This window comes from Sphingobium sp. 22B (genome assembly GCF_001580035.1).
GTDB classification, from domain to species: domain Bacteria; phylum Pseudomonadota; class Alphaproteobacteria; order Sphingomonadales; family Sphingomonadaceae; genus Sphingobium; species Sphingobium fuliginis.
The window spans coordinates 1-17,996 of record NZ_LTAB01000048.1; the positions used below are offsets into that span (position 1 = coordinate 1).

Below are 17,996 nucleotides of genomic sequence, written 5' to 3' on the forward strand. Positions count from 1 at the left end.
GGGGGAAGGCGGGAGCCCATCTCACCGACGCAACATCCAGGCGCGTGGACGAATTTCGAAATGTCGGGGATTGGCCAATCCAGGACATTCCCCTCCCGTTTACGGGAGGGGAATGTCCTGGATTGGCCAATCCCCGACATTTCGAAATTCGTCCACGCGCCTGGATGTTGCGTCGGTGAGATGGGCTCCCGCCTTCCCCCCTGAAAATCATTCCTAAAGGTCTTCGCGCTAGGGCCGTTCTCTCTCTTGAAAGGACGGCCAATGACTTCGGTGAGCAGCAGCATCTTGACGGCGCTAGGCGCGGGATCGGGCATCGACACCGCGTCGCTCGTCTCCAGCCTGGTCAGCGCCACCAAGGAACCGCGCCAGACGGCCATCACCAGTCGGCAGACGCTGAACACCGCGCGGATTTCCGCCCTGGCGTCGGCCTCCAGTTCGCTCGACACCTTTGCCGATGCGCTGAACAGCCTGCTCGCGGGCACCGGCTATTCGGGCGCGCCGGCTTCCAACGACCCCAGCATCGCTTCGGTCAGCGCGCTGCCCGGCGGCACGCCCACCGGCCTTCCCGCGCAGATCGAAGTGCGTAATCTGGCGACCAGCCGGACGCTGGTGTCGGCGGTCAACGCGAACACCGATGCGGCAAGCGGCGCGGCGGCGACCGTGGGCACGGGCACGCTGATGCTGAAGGTCGGTTCCGGCGCCGCGGTTCCCGTCACCATCACCTCGGCCAACAACAGCTATGCCGGCCTTGCCGCCGCCATCAATGCGTCCGGTACCGGCGTCACCGCCTCCGTCATCACCGATTCGCAGGGCACCCGCCTGATGATGAAGGGGCCGACCGGTGCGGCCAACGACATCTCGCTGACGGTTTCTTCCTCCACTCCCGATGCCAGCGGCGCGTCCCTGGACCAGTTCGCCTGGACCAAGGCCAGCGTCCCGGCCGGCAGCACCATCGCCAGCGCCGCCGACCCGGCGGACGCGGTGATCCTGCTCGACGGCGTGGAGCAGCATTATGCCGGCAACACCATCGACGGCGCGATCCCCTATCTGCGCATCGACCTCAACAAGGCGGCGCCTGGGACCAGCGTCACGCTCGCCACGACAGAGCCGACCACGTCGATGCGCGACCTGATGGTCGAATTCGTCGACGCCTACAACACGCTGATGAAGGCGCTGAACACCGCCACCTCCACCGGCACGGACTCGTCCAATGCGGGCGTGCTGAACGGAGAATCCTCGATCCGCGACATGAAGCGGCAGCTTTCGCAGATGGTGTCGGCCCAGCTCAGCAGCACCGGCGCCTACAAGACGCTGAACGACCTGGGCGTCAGCACCAATCGCGACGGTACGCTGTCGCTCGATACCAAGGCGCTGGACAAGGCGATCGCGGCCGATCCGAAGGCGATCACGCAATTGCTGAACCCGTCGGTCAAGACCGCCACGAATATCGGCCTTGCCGGCCTGATGGACAGCGTGCGCGACAATATCAAGAAGGATGGCGGACCGCTCGCCACCACGCAGGACAAATATGAGAAGCTGGCGAAGGATCTGACGGATCAGCTCGACAAGCTCGATACCCAGATGACCAACTATCAGGAGCAGCTCACCAAGGTCTATTCGGCCATGGAAACGCGTCTGTCGGCGTTGAAGGCGACGCAAAGCTATCTCCAGCAGCAGGTCGCCCTCTGGACCAAAAACGACAATTAATACCGAAAGGGTCGGAATATCATGTTCTACAATCATGGCGGGTTCGGCGGCACGGCGGCGGCGCGGCGCTATGCGGCGGTCCATTCGGGCAGCCGGATCGAGGGGGCGACGCCCCACGCGCTGGTCAAGGTGCTGTTCGACGAGCTGCTGCTGGCGCTGGATGCCGCCGCGCTGGCGGAACGCAATGGCGACCGGCTCAAGGTTTCCGACAAGCAGGCTCGCGCCATGTCGATCCTCTTCGCGCTGGAATCGAGCCTCGATTTCGACAAGGGCGGAGACATCGCCACTGGCCTCGCCCAGATCTACCGCGAAGCGCGGCGCCTGCTGCTCGTCAGCGCCAAGGAGCATGATGCCGCGCCGGTGGAGCAGGCCCGCCTGATGATCGGCGAGATCGCGGAGGCGTGGAACCAGATCGGCTGAAGGCGTCCGTCATCCCGGCCTTCGCCGGATGACGGCATGTTGCACGGGGTTGCGCCTTCAAAGGCGCGCTTGTATAGGCAGCGCTCGCAAAGGGCGGCCCGGCGGGGGCCGCCTTTTTGCGTTTCGGACTTTGTTTGCATCAGCCCAGAAAGGGAAGGACCATGTCGATTACGCCGCTCATGCCCGTTTACCCCCGGTGCGATGTACGCCCGGTCCGAGGCGAGGGCTGCTATCTGATCGGGGAACGCGGCGAACGCTATCTGGATTTCGCCAGCGGCATCGCGGTCAACCTGCTGGGCCATGGCCATCCCAAGCTGGTCAAGGCGATCGCGGATCAGGCCGCGACGCTGATGCACACGTCGAACCTCTACGGCATGCCGCTGGGCGAGAAATTCGCGCAGCGTCTGGTCGACACGACCTTTGCCGATACGGTGTTCTTCACCAATTCGGGCGCGGAAGCGGTGGAATGCGCGATCAAGACCGCGCGCCGTTACCACTATGCCAATGGCGAGGCGCACCGGCACAAGATCATCAGCTTCGACAACGCCTTCCATGGGCGGACGCTGGGGACGATCTCCGCCACCAGCCAGCCCAAGATGCGCGACGGTTTCGAACCGCTGCTGCCCGGCTTCACCGTGGTGCCGTTCAACGATCTGGAGGCCGCGACGGCCGCCGTCGATGACAACACCGCCGGTTTCCTGGTGGAAACGGTGCAGGGCGAAGGCGGCGTGACGCCGGCGACGCAGGAGTTTCTGAGCGGCCTGCGCAAGCTGTGCGACGACCAGGGCCTGCTGCTGATCCTGGATGAGGTGCAGTGCGGCTATGCCCGCACCGGCACCTTCTTCGCGCATGAGCAATATGGCCTGACCCCCGACATCATGGCGGTGGCTAAGGGCATCGGCGCTGGCTTCCCGCTGGGCGCCTGCCTCGCGACCGAGGAAGCGGCCAAAGGCATGGTGTTCGGCACCCATGGGTCGACCTATGGCGGCAATCCGCTGGCCATGGCGGTCGGGCTGACCGTGCTGGACGAAGTGCTGGGCGAGGGTTTCCTCGACCATGTGAAAGGCATCGGCGCGCGCCTGCGTTCGGCGTTGGAGCAGCTTATCCCCAATCACGACATGTTCGAGGATGTGCGTGGGCTGGGCCTGATGCTGGGCGTCAAGCTGAAGGATGATTTCGATGCCCGCGCCTTCGTGGCGCATCTGCGCGACAATCACGGCCTGCTGACCGTGTCGGCGGGGCAGAATGTCGTGCGCATCCTGCCGCCGCTCGTGATCGAGGAAAGCCATGTCGCGGAATGCGTCGAACGGCTTTCCGCCGGGGCGCGGAGCTTTGCGGAGGCTGCGGCCTGAATTAATCTCCGTTCGCCCGAACGGGTTGAGGGGGTTCCTCATGACCAATCATTTCCTGAATCTGAGTGACGCCGGCGGCGATGCGATCGCCGCCATGATTGCCGACGCCATCGACCGGAAGGCCGCGCGCAAAGCTTGGCCCAAGGGCAAAGCGGATGCGGATGCGCCGCTCGCCGGTCACACGCTGGCGATGATCTTCGAGAAGAATTCGACCCGCACCCGCGTGTCGTTCGACATGGCGATCCGTCAGTTGGGCGGCACATCGCTGATCCTGGACGGCGCGACCAGCCAGCTTGGCCGGGGCGAGACGATTGCGGACACCGCCCGCGTGCTGAGCCGCATGGCCGACGCCATCATGATCCGCACCGACGATCACGCCAAGATCCAGGAAATGGCGCATCATGCGACGGTTCCGGTGATCAATGGCCTGACCGACCTGTCGCACCCCTGCCAGATCGTCGCCGACCTGCTGACCGTGGTGGAACATGGCGTGGCATTGCCCGGCAGCCAATGGGCATGGCTGGGCGACGGCAACAACGTCCTCCATTCCATCGTCGAGGCGGCGGGCCTGATGAAGTTCGGCGTGCGCATCGCCGTGCCGGAGGGCTATGATCCCGACCCATCCTTCGAAGCGGAGGCGCAGGCCCGTGGCGCCGCCATCCTGCGCACCCGCGATCCGCAGGCGGCGGTGGCCGGCGCGGACATCGTCGTCACCGACACCTGGATCTCCATGGGCCAGGCTCATGCCGAGGAGAAGCTCAAGGCGATGATGCCCTATCAGGTGACGCCGGAACTGATGGCGCTGGCGAAGCCCGCGGCGAAGTTCCTCCATTGCCTGCCCGCCCATCGCGGCGAGGAAGTGGTGGAAGCGGTGATAGACGGGCCGCAATCGGTGATCTGGGACGAAGCGGAAAACCGCATCCATGCGCAGAAGTCGGTGCTGCTCTGGGCGTTGGGCCGGCTTGGTTGAGTTTGGGGCTCCTGCGCGGCCAGGAGCCCGGTCCCGCCCTTCGCAGATTATCGCATCGCCTGAACCGGGTTCCCGCCGGCGCGGGAGCACGACCTGTCCCAAGGAGCGGGCCGCGATCAGACCGTCCGCATCCCACCGATCGGGCCCAAACCCAAGTCCATTTGCATGCCCGGGCATCGCAACCTATCTAAGCGCCTTTGCATGATCGGCGCGCCCCGGCGCGCCGCACGGAGCCTGACTTGACCTCTTCCGCTACCCTTGACCAGGCCCTTGGCTTCACCATCCCCTCCCGCCACGCGCGCGGGCGGATCGTGCGGCTGGGGCCGGTGCTCGACGATGTCCTTGCCGCCCATGCCTATCCGCCGCAGATCGAGCGGCTGCTCGCCTCCGCATTGGTGCTGGCGGCGCTGCTCGGCTCGACGCTCAAGGATGCGGGCGGGCAGCTCACGCTTCAGGCGCAGACCGAAAATGGCGTCGTCAGCCTGCTGGTGGCGGACTATAAGGGCGGCGAGGTGCGCGGCTATGCCAAGTTCGATGCCGACCGGCTGGCCGAACTGGGCCCCGATCCGACGCTGTTCGGCCTGTTCGGCAAGGGCTATCTCGCCATCACCTTCGACCAGGCGGTGACTGGCGAGCGTTATCAGGGCATCGTCCCATTGGACGGCGAATCGCTTGCCGATGCGGCGGAACATTATTTCTTCCAGTCCGAGCAGATCCCCAGCATCATCCAGATCGCCACGCGCCACGACGCGGGGGAGGGGTGCCTTGCCGCCGGCCTGCTGCTCCAGCACCTGCCCGAGGGGGAAGTCGGGCGGGAACGGCTGCATGTCCGCCACGACCATCCGGAATGGGAGCATGTCCAGGCGCTGGCCCACACGCTCAAGGACGCGGAACTGACCGACAACGCGCTGCCGCTGTCCGACATCGTCTGGCGGCTGTTCCACGAAGAGGAGGAGGTGCGCGTCACCGATCCCACGGCGCTCAGCAAGGGGTGCCGTTGCGACCTCGATCATATCCGCAGCGTCATCGGCCGCTTTCCGGCGGCGGAGCGGGCGGACATGGCGGATGATCAGGGGATTATCGGCGTGGATTGCGCCTTCTGCTCGCGTCTTTTCCCGGTCGCGCTCGCCAGCTTTGCGGAGGAATGAGCGGGCGCCCTCCTTATTGCTATCAAATTGCCGCAATTGACGCGCAAGGCTGATCTGGATCAGTAACGATCGACAGGGGGATCGGAATGGTGGCAAAGCGGCGCGCCCTTGGTGCGGCGGCGATGATGATGGCGGTTTCTGCCGTGCAGGCGGCGGCGCCCGCGTCACGCCTGCCCAAGGGACTGGAGACGGGTGAATGGGAATTGCGCGGGCGGGGCGAGGATGGCGCCGCGCGCAAGCTCTGCGTCTCCAGCCTCAGCCAGCTTCTGCAAAGCCGCCATGCGGGCCATGCCTGCAAGAGCTTCACCGTCAGCGATGTCGCCAATCGGCTGGTCGTCACCTATGAATGCGGCGCGGCGGGCAATGGGCGGACGGACCTGCGCGTCGAAACGTCCCGGCTGGTGCAGATCCAGTCGCAGGGCATTGCCGACGGCGCGCCCTTCGCCTTCGCGCTGGAGGGCCGCTGGCTCGGCGCCTGCCATTAGGCGCGACCGGCTTGCGCTGACGCGTCGGGAGGCGTAGCGCGGCGCTCATGGTTGCCCATAATGGAAAATTCGCTGTCGTCCTGCTGTCGGGCGGGCTCGACTCCATGGTGGCGGGCGGGCTGGCGCGCGAGGCCGGTTATCGCCTGTTCGCCCTGTCGATCGACTATAATCAGCGCCACCGGCTGGAATTGCAGGCGGCGGGTCGAGTCGCGTCGGCGCTGAACGCCATCTCGCATATCGTGCTGCCGCTGGACCTGACGGCCTTTGGCGGGTCTGCGCTCACCGCGGACATTGCCGTGCCCAAGGGCGGCGTCGGGACCGGCATTCCCGTCACCTATGTGCCCGCGCGCAACACCATATTCCTGTCGCTCACCCTGGGCCTGGCCGAGGTGGCGGGCGCGAACGACGTGTTCATCGGCGTCAATGCGCTCGATTATTCGGGCTATCCCGATTGCCGGCCGGAGTTCATCGACGCCTTTCAGAAGATGGCCGCGCTCGCCACCAAGGCAGGGGTGGAGGGGAATCCGGTCCGGATCAATGCCCCGCTCCAGCATATGAGCAAGGCGGACATCGTGCGCGAAGCCTATCGGCTGGGGCTGGATACGGGGCTGAGCTGGTCCTGCTACGATCCGACGCCGGACGGCAGGCATTGCGGCCTGTGCGACAGTTGCCGCCTGCGGTCCAAGGGTTTCGTGGAGGCCGGTCTGCCCGATCCCACCGACTATGCGGTGAAGCCCTGACGCCATGAGCTACGCCGTCAAGGAAATGTTCCTGACCCTTCAGGGAGAGGGCGTCCATGCCGGCCGCCGGGCGGTCTTCCTGCGCTTTGCCGGTTGCAACCTCTGGACCGGGCGGGAGCAGGACAGGGCAAGCGCCGTCTGCCGCTTTTGCGACACCGATTTCGTCGGCACCGACGGCGATGGCGGGGGCAGGTTCGCGGATGCGGACGGTCTGGCCGAGGCCGCGCTCGCCTTTTGGGGCGAGGGGCGGGAGGGGCGCTATATCGTGCTGACCGGCGGGGAACCGATGCTCCAGGTGGACGATGCGCTGGTCGATGCGCTCCATGCGCGCGGCTTTGCCATTGCGATCGAGAGCAACGGCACCTTGCCCGCGCATCCGGGGCTGGACTGGGTCTGCATCAGCCCCAAGGCGGGCAGCGAGGTGGTCCAGCGCAGCGGCAATGAGCTGAAGCTGGTCTGGCCGCAGCCGGGGCGGGGGCACAGCCTGGCGGATGTCGAGGATATGGAGCGCTGGGCCTTCGATCATTGGCTGGTGCAGCCGCTGGACGATCCGAAGGCAGCGGAAAACGCGCGGGCGGCGGTGGATCTGGTGATGGGGCGGCCCCGCTGGCGGCTCAGCCTCCAATCGCACAAATATCTGGGATTGCGCTGAGGGCCGTGGCCTGCCTCAGGGGAAGCTTCCATCCTGGAGCGATGAAAACCACTCTGGTCGCTGAAACCTGTCGCTGACGTCTCGCCGGCCCACCCCCCTTGCCCCCTCCCGTTTGCGGGAGGAGGAATGTCGTGGATTGGCGCCGTTGCCTTAAGGCTGGACGCCGATCTTCTGGTTCCATGCGAGCTGGCATGCGGGCAGCATCTTGCCCTTCTTCCAGCATTTGGGGTCGAAGGACGGCAGGGTCAGCGAATAGCCGCGTCCCGGATCGCCGTAAAATTGCTCGCCCGCCAGGACCAGCGACTTCTTGATCGACCCCAGTCCGTTGCGCGCCACATCGTTCAACGTGCCCCGCTGGGCAAAGATCGCCTGCCGTCCGACCAGCGCCGCCGCCTGGCAGAAGCCGCGTTGCGCCTGCACCGTCGAATAGCCGGAATAGATGCGCGTGCCATATTGGTCCGATGCCATCTGGCCGGGCTTGCCCTTGCCGACCGTCCGCTGGAAATAGCCGAGCAGCGTCGTCTGCGCGGCGTCCAGTTCGGCGTCGTGATGGGCGATCATGGCGTTGTAATTGCTGATCGACAGCAGGGTCGGCTCAAACTGGCATTGCAGGGCCGCGACGTTCAACGCCGCGCGCAGGTTCCACACCAGCCCGGCCTTGACCTCCGCCGCGGTCGCGCCCGGCAGGCCCAGCGCGGTCGTGGCTTCGGCGTCGGTCAGGGGCGGGGTCGAGAAATCGGGCGGCGACCAGAAGAATTGCGCGGCGGCCGGCTGCGCCATCAGCGCCGCCGCCGTCATGGCCAGCCCCAGCACGACCCGGCGTCCCAGGGATCGGTGCCCAATGGAACGGCCCACATAACGCAATGTCATTGAAATCCCTCTTTGTAACGAGCGCTGCGAACTATCTCCCGCCCGTCTGTATCATGCCTGAACGCGGACGCCAGCCTATTGATCCGACAGCACTTCGGTATCGGCCGCGGGCTTGCCCTCGCTCTCATTCTTCGCCGCCGCCGCCGGAGCGGCCGCATTGTCGCTGCGGTTGGCGGGAAGCGCGACGGCCACGCCCTCGCTCTGCACCCCGTCCAGATCGGTCATGGCGTCGGTGGCGGTGCCGTCGACCACTTCCAGATTGTTCATCGGGACGGCGGTGCCGCTTTCCTTCTTGCTGCCGCATCCGGCCAGCGCCATGCAGCCGGCCGAAACCAATATTGCCATTGTCGTCTTGACGTCAGGACGCATCCGGGTCTCCTAAAGCGTTGCAGCATGCCCGGCAGCCCCCCACCTGGCGAAAGCCGCGACCCTAGCGGCCCGTCCCGCATTGCTCAACCCCCGCTCCATCTGCCGCCGGGCACCGGCGCAGGCGGCCGAGAAAGGCCGGGAAATGCCGGGCAAGCGCCGAGTCCAGCTCGGTCATCGATGCCTTCACGCCCAGCGCGGCCATGCTCGTCACAGGATATTCGGCCAGGCCGCACGGCACGATGCCTCCGAAATGGGACAGGTCGGGATCGACATTGATCGAAAAGCCATGAAGCGTGATCCAGCGCCGCACCCGGATGCCGAGGGCGCCGATCTTCGCCTCCCGCCCCTGGGCATCGTCGGTCCAGATGCCGATCCGTCCCTCCGCGCGCCGGGCCGCTATGCCGAAATCGGCCAGCGCATCGATCATCCATCCCTCCAGGTGATGGACGAAATTGCGCACGTCCTTGCCCCGATTGCGCAGGTCGATGTTGAGATAGCCGATGCGCTGGCCCGGCCCATGATAGGTATAGCGTCCGCCGCGTCCCGCATCGTGCACCGGAAAGCGCGGGTCGAGCAGTTCGGCCGGATCGGCGCTGGTTCCGGCCGTGTAAAGCGGCGGATGTTCGAGCAGCCAGACCCGCTCTGCGGCCCGCCCCTCGAAGATCGCGGCGGTCCGGTCCTCCATCTCGGCCAGCGCCCGGGGGTAGTCGACGGGCGCGCTTTCCACGCGCCATTCCACGCTGGGGGCGGCAGGGGCTTGGGCTGGGGATGGCGAGGACATGGCGCTTCCTTGACTTGGGCAGAGCGAGCGATCAAGTCTCCTCCGCGATTTTCAGAGCATCGGGTAGAGAACAGGGCGTAGAGATATGGCGACAATGTCCATCGGCAAGGCGTGGGAGGAGGCGGTCGCCTTCGTCGCGCGCGAAAGCAGCCTGCTGTTTCCCGTCGCCCTGCTGTTCGTCGCCCTGCCGGGCCTCATCCTTCAGGAGATGACGCCGCCGGAACTCGCCAAATGGAACCTGTCGGAAACCACCATGCCGCAGGTGCCGGGCAGCTTCTGGCTGGCGATGATGCTGGCGATGATCATCATCGGGTTCGGATCGCTGACCCTGTTGGCGCTCGCCCTGCGCCCGGGCATCAGCGTGGGAGAGGCGCTGCGGCTGAGCTTTGCGCGGCTTCCGGTGCTGCTGGGCGTGGCGCTGGTGGTCGCCGGTTTCCTGGCCGGCGCGGTGATCGCCGCCACCCTGGCGGTGACGATCCTGTCGCTCATCGCCAAGCCTGTGGGCGCGACGCTGGCGCTGCTGCTCGGCGCGGGAGTGGTGGCCGTCACCATCTTCGCGAGCGTGCGGCTGCTGTTGCTCAATCCCGTGGTGATCGACGGGACGGCGGGCGTCATGGCGTCGCTGCGCCATGGCTGGGCGCTGACCAGGGGGCATTTCTGGCGGTTGTTCGGCTTCATCGTGGCGCTGACGCTGTTGTCCGCCATTGTCGGCGGCGCGGCGCAGGCGGTGTTCGGCCTGATCGGGACGTTGATCGGCGGTCCGACGGGCGGCCGGCTGATCGGCGGCGTGGCTGCCGCTGTCGTGTCGACGGTGGTGCAGGTCTATATGCTGGTGATGCTGGCGCGGCTCTATCGTCAGGCGGAGGGCAGCTGACCCAGCACCGGCACATGCGGCGCGGCGTCGGGCGGCAAAAGCCCCGCAAGTCGCGGATCGGCGAAGATTTCCACTTCACGCCTGTAGGGCACGAAGCCCGCCTTGCGGTAAAATCCCAGCGCTGCGGGGCTGTCGAGCGTGCAGCTGTGCACCCAGAAGCGCGTGACCTCCTTGCGCCAGGCCAGCGCCTTGGCCTGCGCCATCAGCCATCGGCCCAGACCCTTGCCGGTCAATTCCGGGATCAGTCCGAAAAAGGCCAGCTCGCAGTCGGGCAATGAACGGAAGTCGAGTTCCAGCAGCCCCACCTCCACGCCCCGGGGATCGGTGACGGCATAGACCTCGACCGCGGGATCGTGAATGATCGCGCTCAACGCAGCGTCGTCCATCACCAGGCGGGAGAACCAGAGCCACGGCTCCCCCACGCGCCGGAACAGCGCGCGATAGGCCTCTGGCGTCGGCGCCTTCCATGGCACCAGCCGCAACGGGGCGGGCGGGATGGGGGCGGGTTTCGGCCGCTCCCGCATTTCCAGATGGGTGACGATCGTCGCGATCCGGTCGTCGGGAACCGGCGTCAGGCCCATGCTTAGCTCCAGCTCGCCATCGGCGGCAGGCTCATCAGGATCGCGTCGACATTGCCCCCCGTCTTCAGCCCGAACAGCGTGCCGCGGTCATGCACCAGGTTGAATTCGGCGTAGCGGCCGCGCCATTCGAGCATCCGGGCATGATCCTCCCGCGACCAGCTTTCCCCCATGCGCCGCCGGACAATGGGCGGGAAGGCCTTGAGGAACGCCTCGCCCACGTCCCGCGTGAAGGCGAAATTCGCGTCGAAATCGCCCTCCAGATGGTCGTAGAATATTCCGCCGACGCCGCGATGGACGCCGCGATGGGGGATGAAGAAATAATCGTCCGCCCATGCCTTGAAACGGGGATAATAGTCCGGGTCATGGGCGTTGCAGGCGGCCTTCAGCACATCATGGAAATGCGCCGTGTCCTCCTCGCGCGGCAGGGGAGGGTTGAGATCCGCGCCGCCGCCGAACCAGCTTTTGGACGTCCTCAGATAGCGCGTGTTCATATGCACGGCGGGCACATGGGGATTGGCCATGTGCGCGACCAGGCTGATGCCGGTGGCGAAGAAGCTCGGGTCTTCGCTCGCGCCGTGGATGGTCCTGGCGAACTCCGGAGAGAAGGCGCCGCCCACGATCGAGACGTTGACGCCGACCTTCTCGAACACCTTGCCCTTCATGACGCCGCGCACGCCGCCGCCGCCTTCGCCGGGCGCTAGGCCGGGCGCCTCCCGATTCCAGGCGATATAGTCGAAGCGGGCGTCGGACCCCGCCTCCCGCTCGATCGCCTCGAATTCGGCGCAGATGCGGTCCTTCAGCGATTCGAACCAGTCGCGGGCGGCTTGCTGTTGCGGGTCGAGCGCCAACGTCATTTTCGGTAACTCTGTCATTGCGGGAAACTTCCGGTCTGGCGAAGGGCCTCTGCTATCGCGATGCCCGTGGAAACGGCGATGTTCAAGGACCGAAAGCCCGGGGCCATCGGAATGCGCACGCGCACATCGGCCAGATCGCGCACGCTGTCGGGGACGCCGGCGCTTTCCGATCCCATCAGCAGAACGTCGTCGGCGCGGAATTCCACCTCCGGCAGGCGTTGCGAAGCATGGCTGCTCATCAGCATCAGCCGCCGCCCTTCGGCCCGGCGCCGGGCGTCGAACGCCTGGAAATTTGCATGCTGGGTGATGTCGGCGGCCGCCCCATAGTCCATCGCGGCGCGTTTCAGCTTCGCGTCGGAAAAGGCGAAACCCATCGGCATGATGATGTCCACGGGCACGGAAAAGCAGGCGGCAAGGCGCAGGATCGCGCCGACATTGCCGGCGATTTCGGGTTGATAGAGGGCGATACGCATGCGCCGCGCCATAGAACAGCGCGGTTAATTCTCCTAGCCTGTCTAAAAGGCTTGGCAAATGGCGCATCCTACGGTTATCAGGCCTGCAAACCGCGCCAGGGGGAAAGGCGCGCCCTTCTGCTTGGGCGCCGCGGCTCTCCCGATAACATAGCCATAATGGGCAATGCGGCGGGGTCAGGGACGTTCTTGCAAGGGTTGAGGTGCATGGCGATCGTTGAACATTTGGAGAGTGAGGGGGCGTCCGTCTCCGATGGAGGCGGCAGCGACGGTGTTCGCCGTCGCGATTTCATCAACATCGCCGCGGTGAGCTTCGCCGGGGTCGGTGCGGTCGCGGTGGTCATACCGCTGGTCGATCAGATGAACCCCAGCGCCGACGTGCTGGCGCTCGCCTCGACGGAGGTCGACCTGTCCTCCATCCAGCCGGGCCAGGCGATCAAGACGACGTTCCGGTCGCAGCCGCTGTTCGTCCGGCACCTGACCGACAAGGAAATCGCGGAAGCCGACAAGGTCGATCCGTCCAGCCTGCGCGATCCGCAGACGCTGGAGGAACGTACCGTCGACGGCAAGAAGCAGTGGCTGGTCACCATGGGCGTCTGCACCCATCTGGGCTGCGTGCCGCTGGGCGCGGGCGAGGGTGAGAACAGGGGCGAATATGGCGGCTATTTCTGCCCATGCCACGGTTCGTCCTACGACACCGCCGCCCGCATCCGTAAGGGCCCCGCGCCCAAGAACCTGGAAGTGCCGAAGTTCAGCTTCACTTCCGACACCGCCATTCTCGTGGGTTGAGGGGGACTGTCATGAGCTTTCCATGGGCTGAACATTATACTCCCAAGCATCCCGCGATGCAGTGGATCGACGAGAAGCTGCCCTTGCCGCGCCTCGTCTACAATGCCGTGGGCGCCGGTTATCCGGTGCCGCGCAACCTCAACTATTTCTGGAACTTCGGCGTATTGGCCGGCCTCGCGCTGGTGATCCAGATCGTCACCGGCGTGATCATGGCGATGCATTACGGCGCCAATACGCTGGTCGCCTTCGGCACCGTCGAACAGACGATGCGCGACGTGAACGCCGGCTGGCTGATGCGCTATGCCCATGCCAACGGCGCCAGCTTCTTCTTCATCGTGGTCTATCTGCACATCTTCCGCGGTCTTTTCTTCGGTTCCTACAAGGCGCCGCGCGAAATGGTGTGGCTGCTGGGCCTCGTCATCTTCCTCCTCATGATGGCGACCGCCTTCATGGGCTATGTGCTTCCCTGGGGGCAGATGTCCTATTGGGGCGCGAAGGTGATCACCGGCCTGTTCGGCGCGATCCCCGTGGTGGGCGAGCCGATCCAGACCTGGCTGCTGGGCGGTTTCGCCCCCGGCAACGCGTCGCTCAACCGCTTCTTCTCGCTGCACTTCCTGCTGCCCTTCGTGATCGCCGCCGTGGTGATCCTGCACATCTGGGCGCTGCATATTCCGGGTTCCTCCAACCCGACCGGCGTGGAAGTGAAGGGGCCGCAGGACACTGTGCCCTTCCACCCCTATTACACCGCGAAGGACGGTTTCGGGGCGGGCGTGTTCCTGATCCTGTTCGCGGTCCTGCTGTTCTATGCGCCCAACTATCTGGGCCATCCGGACAATTATATCGAGGCGAACCCGCTTTCGACGCCTGCGCATATCGTGCCTGAATGGTATTTCTGGCCCTTCTACGCGATCCTGCGCGCCTTCACAGTCGACTTCTTCTTCGTCCCGGCGAAGCTGCTGGGCGTGCTGGCGATGTTCGCGTCGATCCTGCTGCTCTTCTTCCTGCCCTGGCTGGATACCTCCCCGGTGCGGTCGGGCAATTATCGCCCGACCTTCAGGAAGTTCTTCTGGATCCTGATCGTCGACGTGCTGATCCTGGGCTATTGCGGCGGCGCGCCGGCGGCGGAACCCTATGTGATGATCTCCCAGGTCGCGGCGGCTTATTATTTCGCCCACTTCCTGATCATCCTGCCGCTGATCTCGCGCTTCGAAAAGCCGCTGCCTTTGCCGAACTCGATCACCGAGGCGGTGCTTGGCCGCCATGCGATCGAAGGTGAGCGCGAGGCGCTTCCCGGCATGGGCAGCGATCCGCAGCCGTCGCACGCCGGTTAAGGGGGACAAGACTAATGATACGCATCGGCGCATTTCTCGTCGGCCTCTTTTTCGCGGGCTGGCTGCTGGTTTCCTTCCTGGTGGGCGCGGTGGCCTATGTCACCGAGCCGCCGGCGGTCACGGTGGAGCATGAATTCCACCGCGATCCCAAGCATGTCGCCTTCTCGTTCGACGGCCCCTTCGGCAAGTACGACCAGGCGCAGCTCCAGCGCGGTTTCCAGGTGTTCAAGGAAGTCTGCTCGGCCTGCCACAGCCTGAAGTTCGTCGCCTTCCGCGACCTCAAGGGCATTGGCTATAACGAGGCGGAGATCAAGGCGATCGCCAAGCAGTGGGCGATCAAGACCCCCGACGTCGACCCCAAGACGGGCGAGATGTCGACCCGCGATCCCATCCCGGCGGATTATTTCCCCAAGCCCTTCGCGAACAACGTTGCGGCGGCGGCGGCGAACAACAATGCGATCCCGCCCGATCTCTCGCTGATGACCAAGGCCCGCCATCACGGCAGCGCCTATGTCTATTCGCTGCTGACGGGCTTCCAGGCGCAGCCGGCCGAACTGCTGAAGGAATTTCCGGACGCGAAGACGCCGGAGGGGCTGCACTACAACCCCTATTTCGCGAACCTGAACCTCGCCATGGCGCCGCCGCTGACGGCGGACGGGCAGGTCACCTATGGAGACGGCACCAAGGCGACCGTCGACCAGATGGCGCAGGACGTCGCGGCCTTCCTGACCTGGACGGCCGAACCCAAGCTGGAAAACCGCCGTCGCGCGGGTCTGGCGACGATCTTCTTCCTGCTGATCGCGACGGGCCTGGCTTACATGGCCTACCAGAATATCTGGGCGGACAAGAAAAAGGCCGCCTGAACGGGGTCTGGAACGGAACATCGGAGGGGGCGCGGGAAACCGGGCCCCCTTTTCTTATGAGGGCGAAGATGAGCGCAGACAGCCTGGCGGCCCTGGTCCGCACGATTCCCGATTTCCCCAAGCCCGGCATCCAGTTCCGGGACATCACCACATTGCTGGCGGACGCAGCCGGTCTCACTGAACTGGTCGAGCGGATGGCGGTGGTGGCGCGGCCGCTCGACCCGGCCTTCATCGTCGGCATCGAGGCGCGCGGTTTCATTCTTGGGGCGGCGCTGGCCCATGCGCTGGGGGTGGGTTTCGTGCCCGTGCGCAAGAAGGGCAAGCTGCCCGGCAAGACCGTCGGCATCGATTATGTGCTGGAATATGGCACCGACCGGCTGGAATTGCATGAAGGGCAGATCCCGGACGGGGCGCGGGTGGTGCTGGTCGATGATCTGATCGCGACCGGCGGAACCGCGCTTGCGGCGGCGCAACTTGTCCGGGAGCAGGGCGCAACCGTGCTGATGGCGCTGTTCGCGATCGATCTTCCCGATCTGGGCGGCATGGCTGCGCTGGAGGCGGACGGCGTCGCGTCGGCGGCGATCATCGCCTTTGAGGGGCATTGAGGCGGTGCTGGTCAGGCGCCTCAGATAAAGGGGAGAAAGGTCCCAGGGGGCCAATCCAGGACATTCCCCCTTCCGCCAGCGGGAGGGGAAATGGCTGCAATCGGCCCATTGCGCCTTAAGAAGACCGCATCTCCTCAGCGCCCAAGCGCTCCCTCCAGCATATCGACCGCCTGTGCCAGACGCTCGTCCAGCAGCGCCAGCAACTGGGTCCATCCCAGCATGTCCGCCAATTCGCCCGGGCCGTCGGAAATGCCCCGCAGGCCCATTACCGGCACGCCAAAGCGCTGGCAGGCGCGGACGACCGCGAAGCTCTCCATGTCGACCATGTCCGCGTCGATCGCGGCATAATCGTCCCCGCCGACGATGTTCGCCCCCGTGGACAGCCGGGCGGTGCGAAGTTCCAGCGGCATGTGCAGCGCTATTTCGGCCGGGTGGTCGGAAAAGGGGGTCACGCCCTTCGGAAAACCGAGGCGGGAGGCGTCCATGTCCCGCCAGGAAACACTGGCGACCTGATAGACCTCGCCCAGGGTGCAGATGCGCGATCCCGCCGATCCCAGCGAGATGACGAGGTCGGGCAGCGCGCCTTCCAGATCCAGCCGCTGGAGCGCAAGGCCGGTGTTGAGAGCGGCTTCCACCGGGCCCACGCCGGTCATCAGCGGGTCGAACCGGGCCCTGAGGTGAGGACCATATTCATCCTCCACCGCCATCACGAACAGGACGCGCTTGTCCGCGATCATTTCTCCCCGTGGCATGCAGTCCCCCCGATTCGCCGATGTTTCAAGGCAGGCGGGCGAGCAGCGCGCTCATCCCGTCATGGATGGTCAGGCCGGCGGTCCCTTCGATCAGCCAGCATTCGCCCTGCCGCCACGGCTCGCCGTCGATCGTGCCGGCGCCGGCCAGCGGAATGAACCAGGCCATTTCTCCTTCGATCCGCTGCCCGGTGCCGGCTTCACCCTGCACCATGTCCAGGATGAAGGGCGCATCGCAGCCCGCCACCAGTCTTTCTTGCGCTGTCATCGGGACGACCCGGTCGGGCAGGGCATAGGGCGTCGCCACGCTGACGGCCATCGCCTCTTCCAAATGCAGTTCGCGTGGCCGGCCATAATCGTAAAGGCGGTAGGTCACGTCGTTATTCTGCTGCACTTCCACCAGCGTCACGCCGCCGCCTATGGCGTGCACCGTGCCGGCGGGAATATAGTAGAAGCTGCCCGCCCGCACCGGCTTCCAGTCCATCAGCGCCTCGATGCTGCCGTCGAGGGCCGCTGTGCGCAACGCCTCTGCCGTCAGGTCGCGGGTCAGGCCGATTCCCAGCCGCGCATCGGGTTCCGCATCCAATATGTACCAGCATTCCGACTTGCCGCCCGCCAGCCCGCGTTCCCGCGCCTGCGCATCATTGGGGTGGACCTGAACCGACAGCTTTTCGCTGGTGAAGATATATTTGACCAGCAGCGGCAAAGGCCGCCCTTCTTCCTGCTCCGGCGGCGAGAACCAGACTTCGCCGACGCGACGGCCATCCGAAGGCGCGATGGCGGCAGGAATATCGATGCGGCCCCAGGGCTTTTCGACGCTATGGGCGAGCAGGCGGATCGTGGTCATGCGGTTCCTTATGAACGGTCGCTCCCGTCAGGCAAGGGCCTCCATCCGGAAAGGACGCACTATCGGGCTAGAGCCAATCGACATTCAGCCCTGACGGCCTGCAAATGACGCTTTTCCGTGCTTCCGGTGCTCACCTATTTTGAGTAGGCTGCGCTCCGGGTCACGGAAAACCATCATTTTCGGCTCGTCATCTTCTGAATGTCGATTGGCTCTAGTCACCTGAATCCGAAGTTCGGTTGATTGTTTTTTGGCAGAAGCGTTTGACCGAGGCGAGGATCTCGTCGGCTGACTTCACCCCCTAGTCACCTGAATCCGAAGTTCGGTTGATTGTTTTTTGGCAGAAGCGTTTGACCGAGGCGAGGATCTCGTCGGCTGACTTCACCCATTTGTATGGCTTGGGATTTTCATTGTGGGCCGCAATGAATGCCGTGATGTCGGCTTCTAGTTCCGCTGTTGATCGGTGGACACCGCGCTGCAATTGCTTGCGCGTCAATTCAGCGAACCAGCGTTCGACCTGATTGATCCAGGAGGCCGATGTC

General features: G+C 65.2%; 21 protein-coding genes and 1 pseudogene. 13 read left to right on the top strand and 9 right to left on the bottom strand.

Translation table 11 applies throughout. The features are described 5' to 3' along the window. The first annotated feature begins 261 nt into the window (after positions 1-261). From fliD to queE, 8 genes are all read left to right on the top strand, one after another. Positions 262-1,707: a flagellar filament capping protein FliD gene (gene fliD / locus A0J57_RS23845; protein WP_061940560.1), complete on the top strand. Its 1,446-nt coding sequence runs from the start codon at positions 262-264 to the stop codon at positions 1,705-1,707. A gap of 21 nt (positions 1,708-1,728) precedes the next feature. Next, positions 1,729-2,127, top strand: a complete 399-nt coding sequence (fliS, locus tag A0J57_RS23850) for a flagellar export chaperone FliS (protein WP_025548545.1) — start codon at positions 1,729-1,731, stop codon at positions 2,125-2,127. 161 nt (positions 2,128-2,288) lie between these two features. Further along, the gene (locus A0J57_RS23855; RefSeq protein WP_061940562.1) at positions 2,289-3,479 is read left to right on the top strand and encodes an aspartate aminotransferase family protein; all 1,191 of its coding nucleotides are present in this window, start codon (positions 2,289-2,291) and stop codon (positions 3,477-3,479) included. A 40-nt stretch (positions 3,480-3,519) separates the two neighbouring features. Beyond that, positions 3,520-4,449, top strand: coding sequence for an ornithine carbamoyltransferase (gene argF, locus A0J57_RS23860; protein WP_061940564.1), 930 nt, complete (start codon positions 3,520-3,522; stop codon positions 4,447-4,449). A gap of 239 nt (positions 4,450-4,688) precedes the next feature. Beyond that, positions 4,689-5,597, top strand: a complete 909-nt coding sequence (locus A0J57_RS23865) for an Hsp33 family molecular chaperone HslO (RefSeq protein ID WP_025548542.1) — start codon at positions 4,689-4,691, stop codon at positions 5,595-5,597. An 86-nt stretch (positions 5,598-5,683) separates the two neighbouring features. Then, positions 5,684-6,082: a hypothetical protein gene (locus A0J57_RS23870; RefSeq protein ID WP_082166205.1), complete on the top strand. Its 399-nt coding sequence runs from the start codon at positions 5,684-5,686 to the stop codon at positions 6,080-6,082. Between the two features lie 47 nt (positions 6,083-6,129). Next, positions 6,130-6,822 carry a 7-cyano-7-deazaguanine synthase QueC gene (queC, locus tag A0J57_RS23875; RefSeq protein WP_025548540.1) on the top strand — a complete coding sequence of 231 codons (693 nt, stop codon included), beginning with the start codon at positions 6,130-6,132 and terminating at the stop codon, positions 6,820-6,822. Positions 6,823-6,826: 4 nt separating this feature from the next. Further along, positions 6,827-7,474 carry a 7-carboxy-7-deazaguanine synthase gene (gene queE / locus A0J57_RS23880; protein ID WP_025548539.1) on the top strand — a complete coding sequence of 216 codons (648 nt, stop codon included), beginning with the start codon at positions 6,827-6,829 and terminating at the stop codon, positions 7,472-7,474. Positions 7,475-7,624: 150 nt separating this feature from the next. Here queE and A0J57_RS23885 read toward each other — a convergent pair whose 3' ends face one another. The 3 genes from A0J57_RS23885 to lipB form a co-directional block, all read right to left on the bottom strand. Continuing rightward, positions 7,625-8,344, bottom strand: coding sequence for a hypothetical protein (locus A0J57_RS23885; RefSeq protein WP_061940566.1), 720 nt, complete (start codon positions 8,342-8,344; stop codon positions 7,625-7,627). A 75-nt stretch (positions 8,345-8,419) separates the two neighbouring features. Next, a complete protein-coding gene (locus A0J57_RS23890; RefSeq protein ID WP_025548536.1) occupies positions 8,420-8,713 on the bottom strand; it encodes a hypothetical protein in 294 nt (97 codons plus the stop codon). Between the two features lie 61 nt (positions 8,714-8,774). After that, on the bottom strand, positions 8,775-9,494 hold the full coding sequence (gene lipB, locus A0J57_RS23895; RefSeq protein ID WP_061940568.1) for a lipoyl(octanoyl) transferase LipB: 720 nt from the start codon (positions 9,492-9,494) through the stop codon (positions 8,775-8,777). Positions 9,495-9,579: 85 nt separating this feature from the next. Here lipB and A0J57_RS23900 point away from each other — a divergent pair, with 85 nt between their 5' ends. After that, the gene (locus tag A0J57_RS23900) at positions 9,580-10,368 is read left to right on the top strand and encodes a hypothetical protein (protein WP_044660308.1); all 789 of its coding nucleotides are present in this window, start codon (positions 9,580-9,582) and stop codon (positions 10,366-10,368) included. On the opposite strand, the gene A0J57_RS23905 is transcribed toward A0J57_RS23900, so the two are convergent. From A0J57_RS23905 to A0J57_RS23915, 3 genes are read right to left on the bottom strand one after another with little or no spacing between them, the layout of a single operon-like run. Next, the gene (locus tag A0J57_RS23905; RefSeq protein ID WP_061940570.1) at positions 10,350-10,949 is read right to left on the bottom strand and encodes an N-acetyltransferase; all 600 of its coding nucleotides are present in this window, start codon (positions 10,947-10,949) and stop codon (positions 10,350-10,352) included. The genes A0J57_RS23900 and A0J57_RS23905 overlap by 19 nt on opposite strands. Before the next feature lie 2 nt (positions 10,950-10,951). After that, positions 10,952-11,803 carry an oxygen-dependent coproporphyrinogen oxidase gene (hemF, locus tag A0J57_RS23910; protein ID WP_101756502.1) on the bottom strand — a complete coding sequence of 284 codons (852 nt, stop codon included), beginning with the start codon at positions 11,801-11,803 and terminating at the stop codon, positions 10,952-10,954. 14 nt (positions 11,804-11,817) lie between these two features. After that, positions 11,818-12,288, bottom strand: coding sequence for a tRNA (cytidine(34)-2'-O)-methyltransferase (locus A0J57_RS23915; protein ID WP_044660305.1), 471 nt, complete (start codon positions 12,286-12,288; stop codon positions 11,818-11,820). A 192-nt stretch (positions 12,289-12,480) separates the two neighbouring features. On the opposite strand from A0J57_RS23915, the gene petA reads away from it, so the two are divergent. The 4 genes from petA to A0J57_RS23935 all read left to right on the top strand — a co-directional run bounded on the left by petA (position 12,481) and on the right by A0J57_RS23935 (position 15,861). Next, positions 12,481-13,062: a ubiquinol-cytochrome c reductase iron-sulfur subunit gene (petA, locus tag A0J57_RS23920; RefSeq protein WP_025548526.1), complete on the top strand. Its 582-nt coding sequence runs from the start codon at positions 12,481-12,483 to the stop codon at positions 13,060-13,062. Positions 13,063-13,073: 11 nt separating this feature from the next. Continuing rightward, positions 13,074-14,393, top strand: coding sequence for a cytochrome b/b6 (locus A0J57_RS23925; RefSeq protein WP_044660304.1), 1,320 nt, complete (start codon positions 13,074-13,076; stop codon positions 14,391-14,393). Positions 14,394-14,407: 14 nt separating this feature from the next. After that, positions 14,408-15,256, top strand: a complete 849-nt coding sequence (locus A0J57_RS23930; RefSeq protein WP_044660303.1) for a cytochrome c1 — start codon at positions 14,408-14,410, stop codon at positions 15,254-15,256. A gap of 68 nt (positions 15,257-15,324) precedes the next feature. After that, on the top strand, positions 15,325-15,861 hold the full coding sequence (locus A0J57_RS23935) for an adenine phosphoribosyltransferase (protein ID WP_061940575.1): 537 nt from the start codon (positions 15,325-15,327) through the stop codon (positions 15,859-15,861). A gap of 134 nt (positions 15,862-15,995) precedes the next feature. Here A0J57_RS23935 and A0J57_RS23940 read toward each other — a convergent pair whose 3' ends face one another. From A0J57_RS23940 to A0J57_RS25700, 3 genes and pseudogenes are all read right to left on the bottom strand, one after another. Continuing rightward, positions 15,996-16,598, bottom strand: a complete 603-nt coding sequence (locus tag A0J57_RS23940; protein ID WP_061940573.1) for a 5'-methylthioadenosine/S-adenosylhomocysteine nucleosidase — start codon at positions 16,596-16,598, stop codon at positions 15,996-15,998. 40 nt (positions 16,599-16,638) lie between these two features. Then, a complete protein-coding gene (locus tag A0J57_RS23945; protein ID WP_025548519.1) occupies positions 16,639-17,457 on the bottom strand; it encodes a class I mannose-6-phosphate isomerase in 819 nt (272 codons plus the stop codon). 298 nt (positions 17,458-17,755) lie between these two features. Next, a pseudogene (locus tag A0J57_RS25700) lies at positions 17,756-17,996 on the bottom strand (IS630 family transposase); the annotation flags it as partial.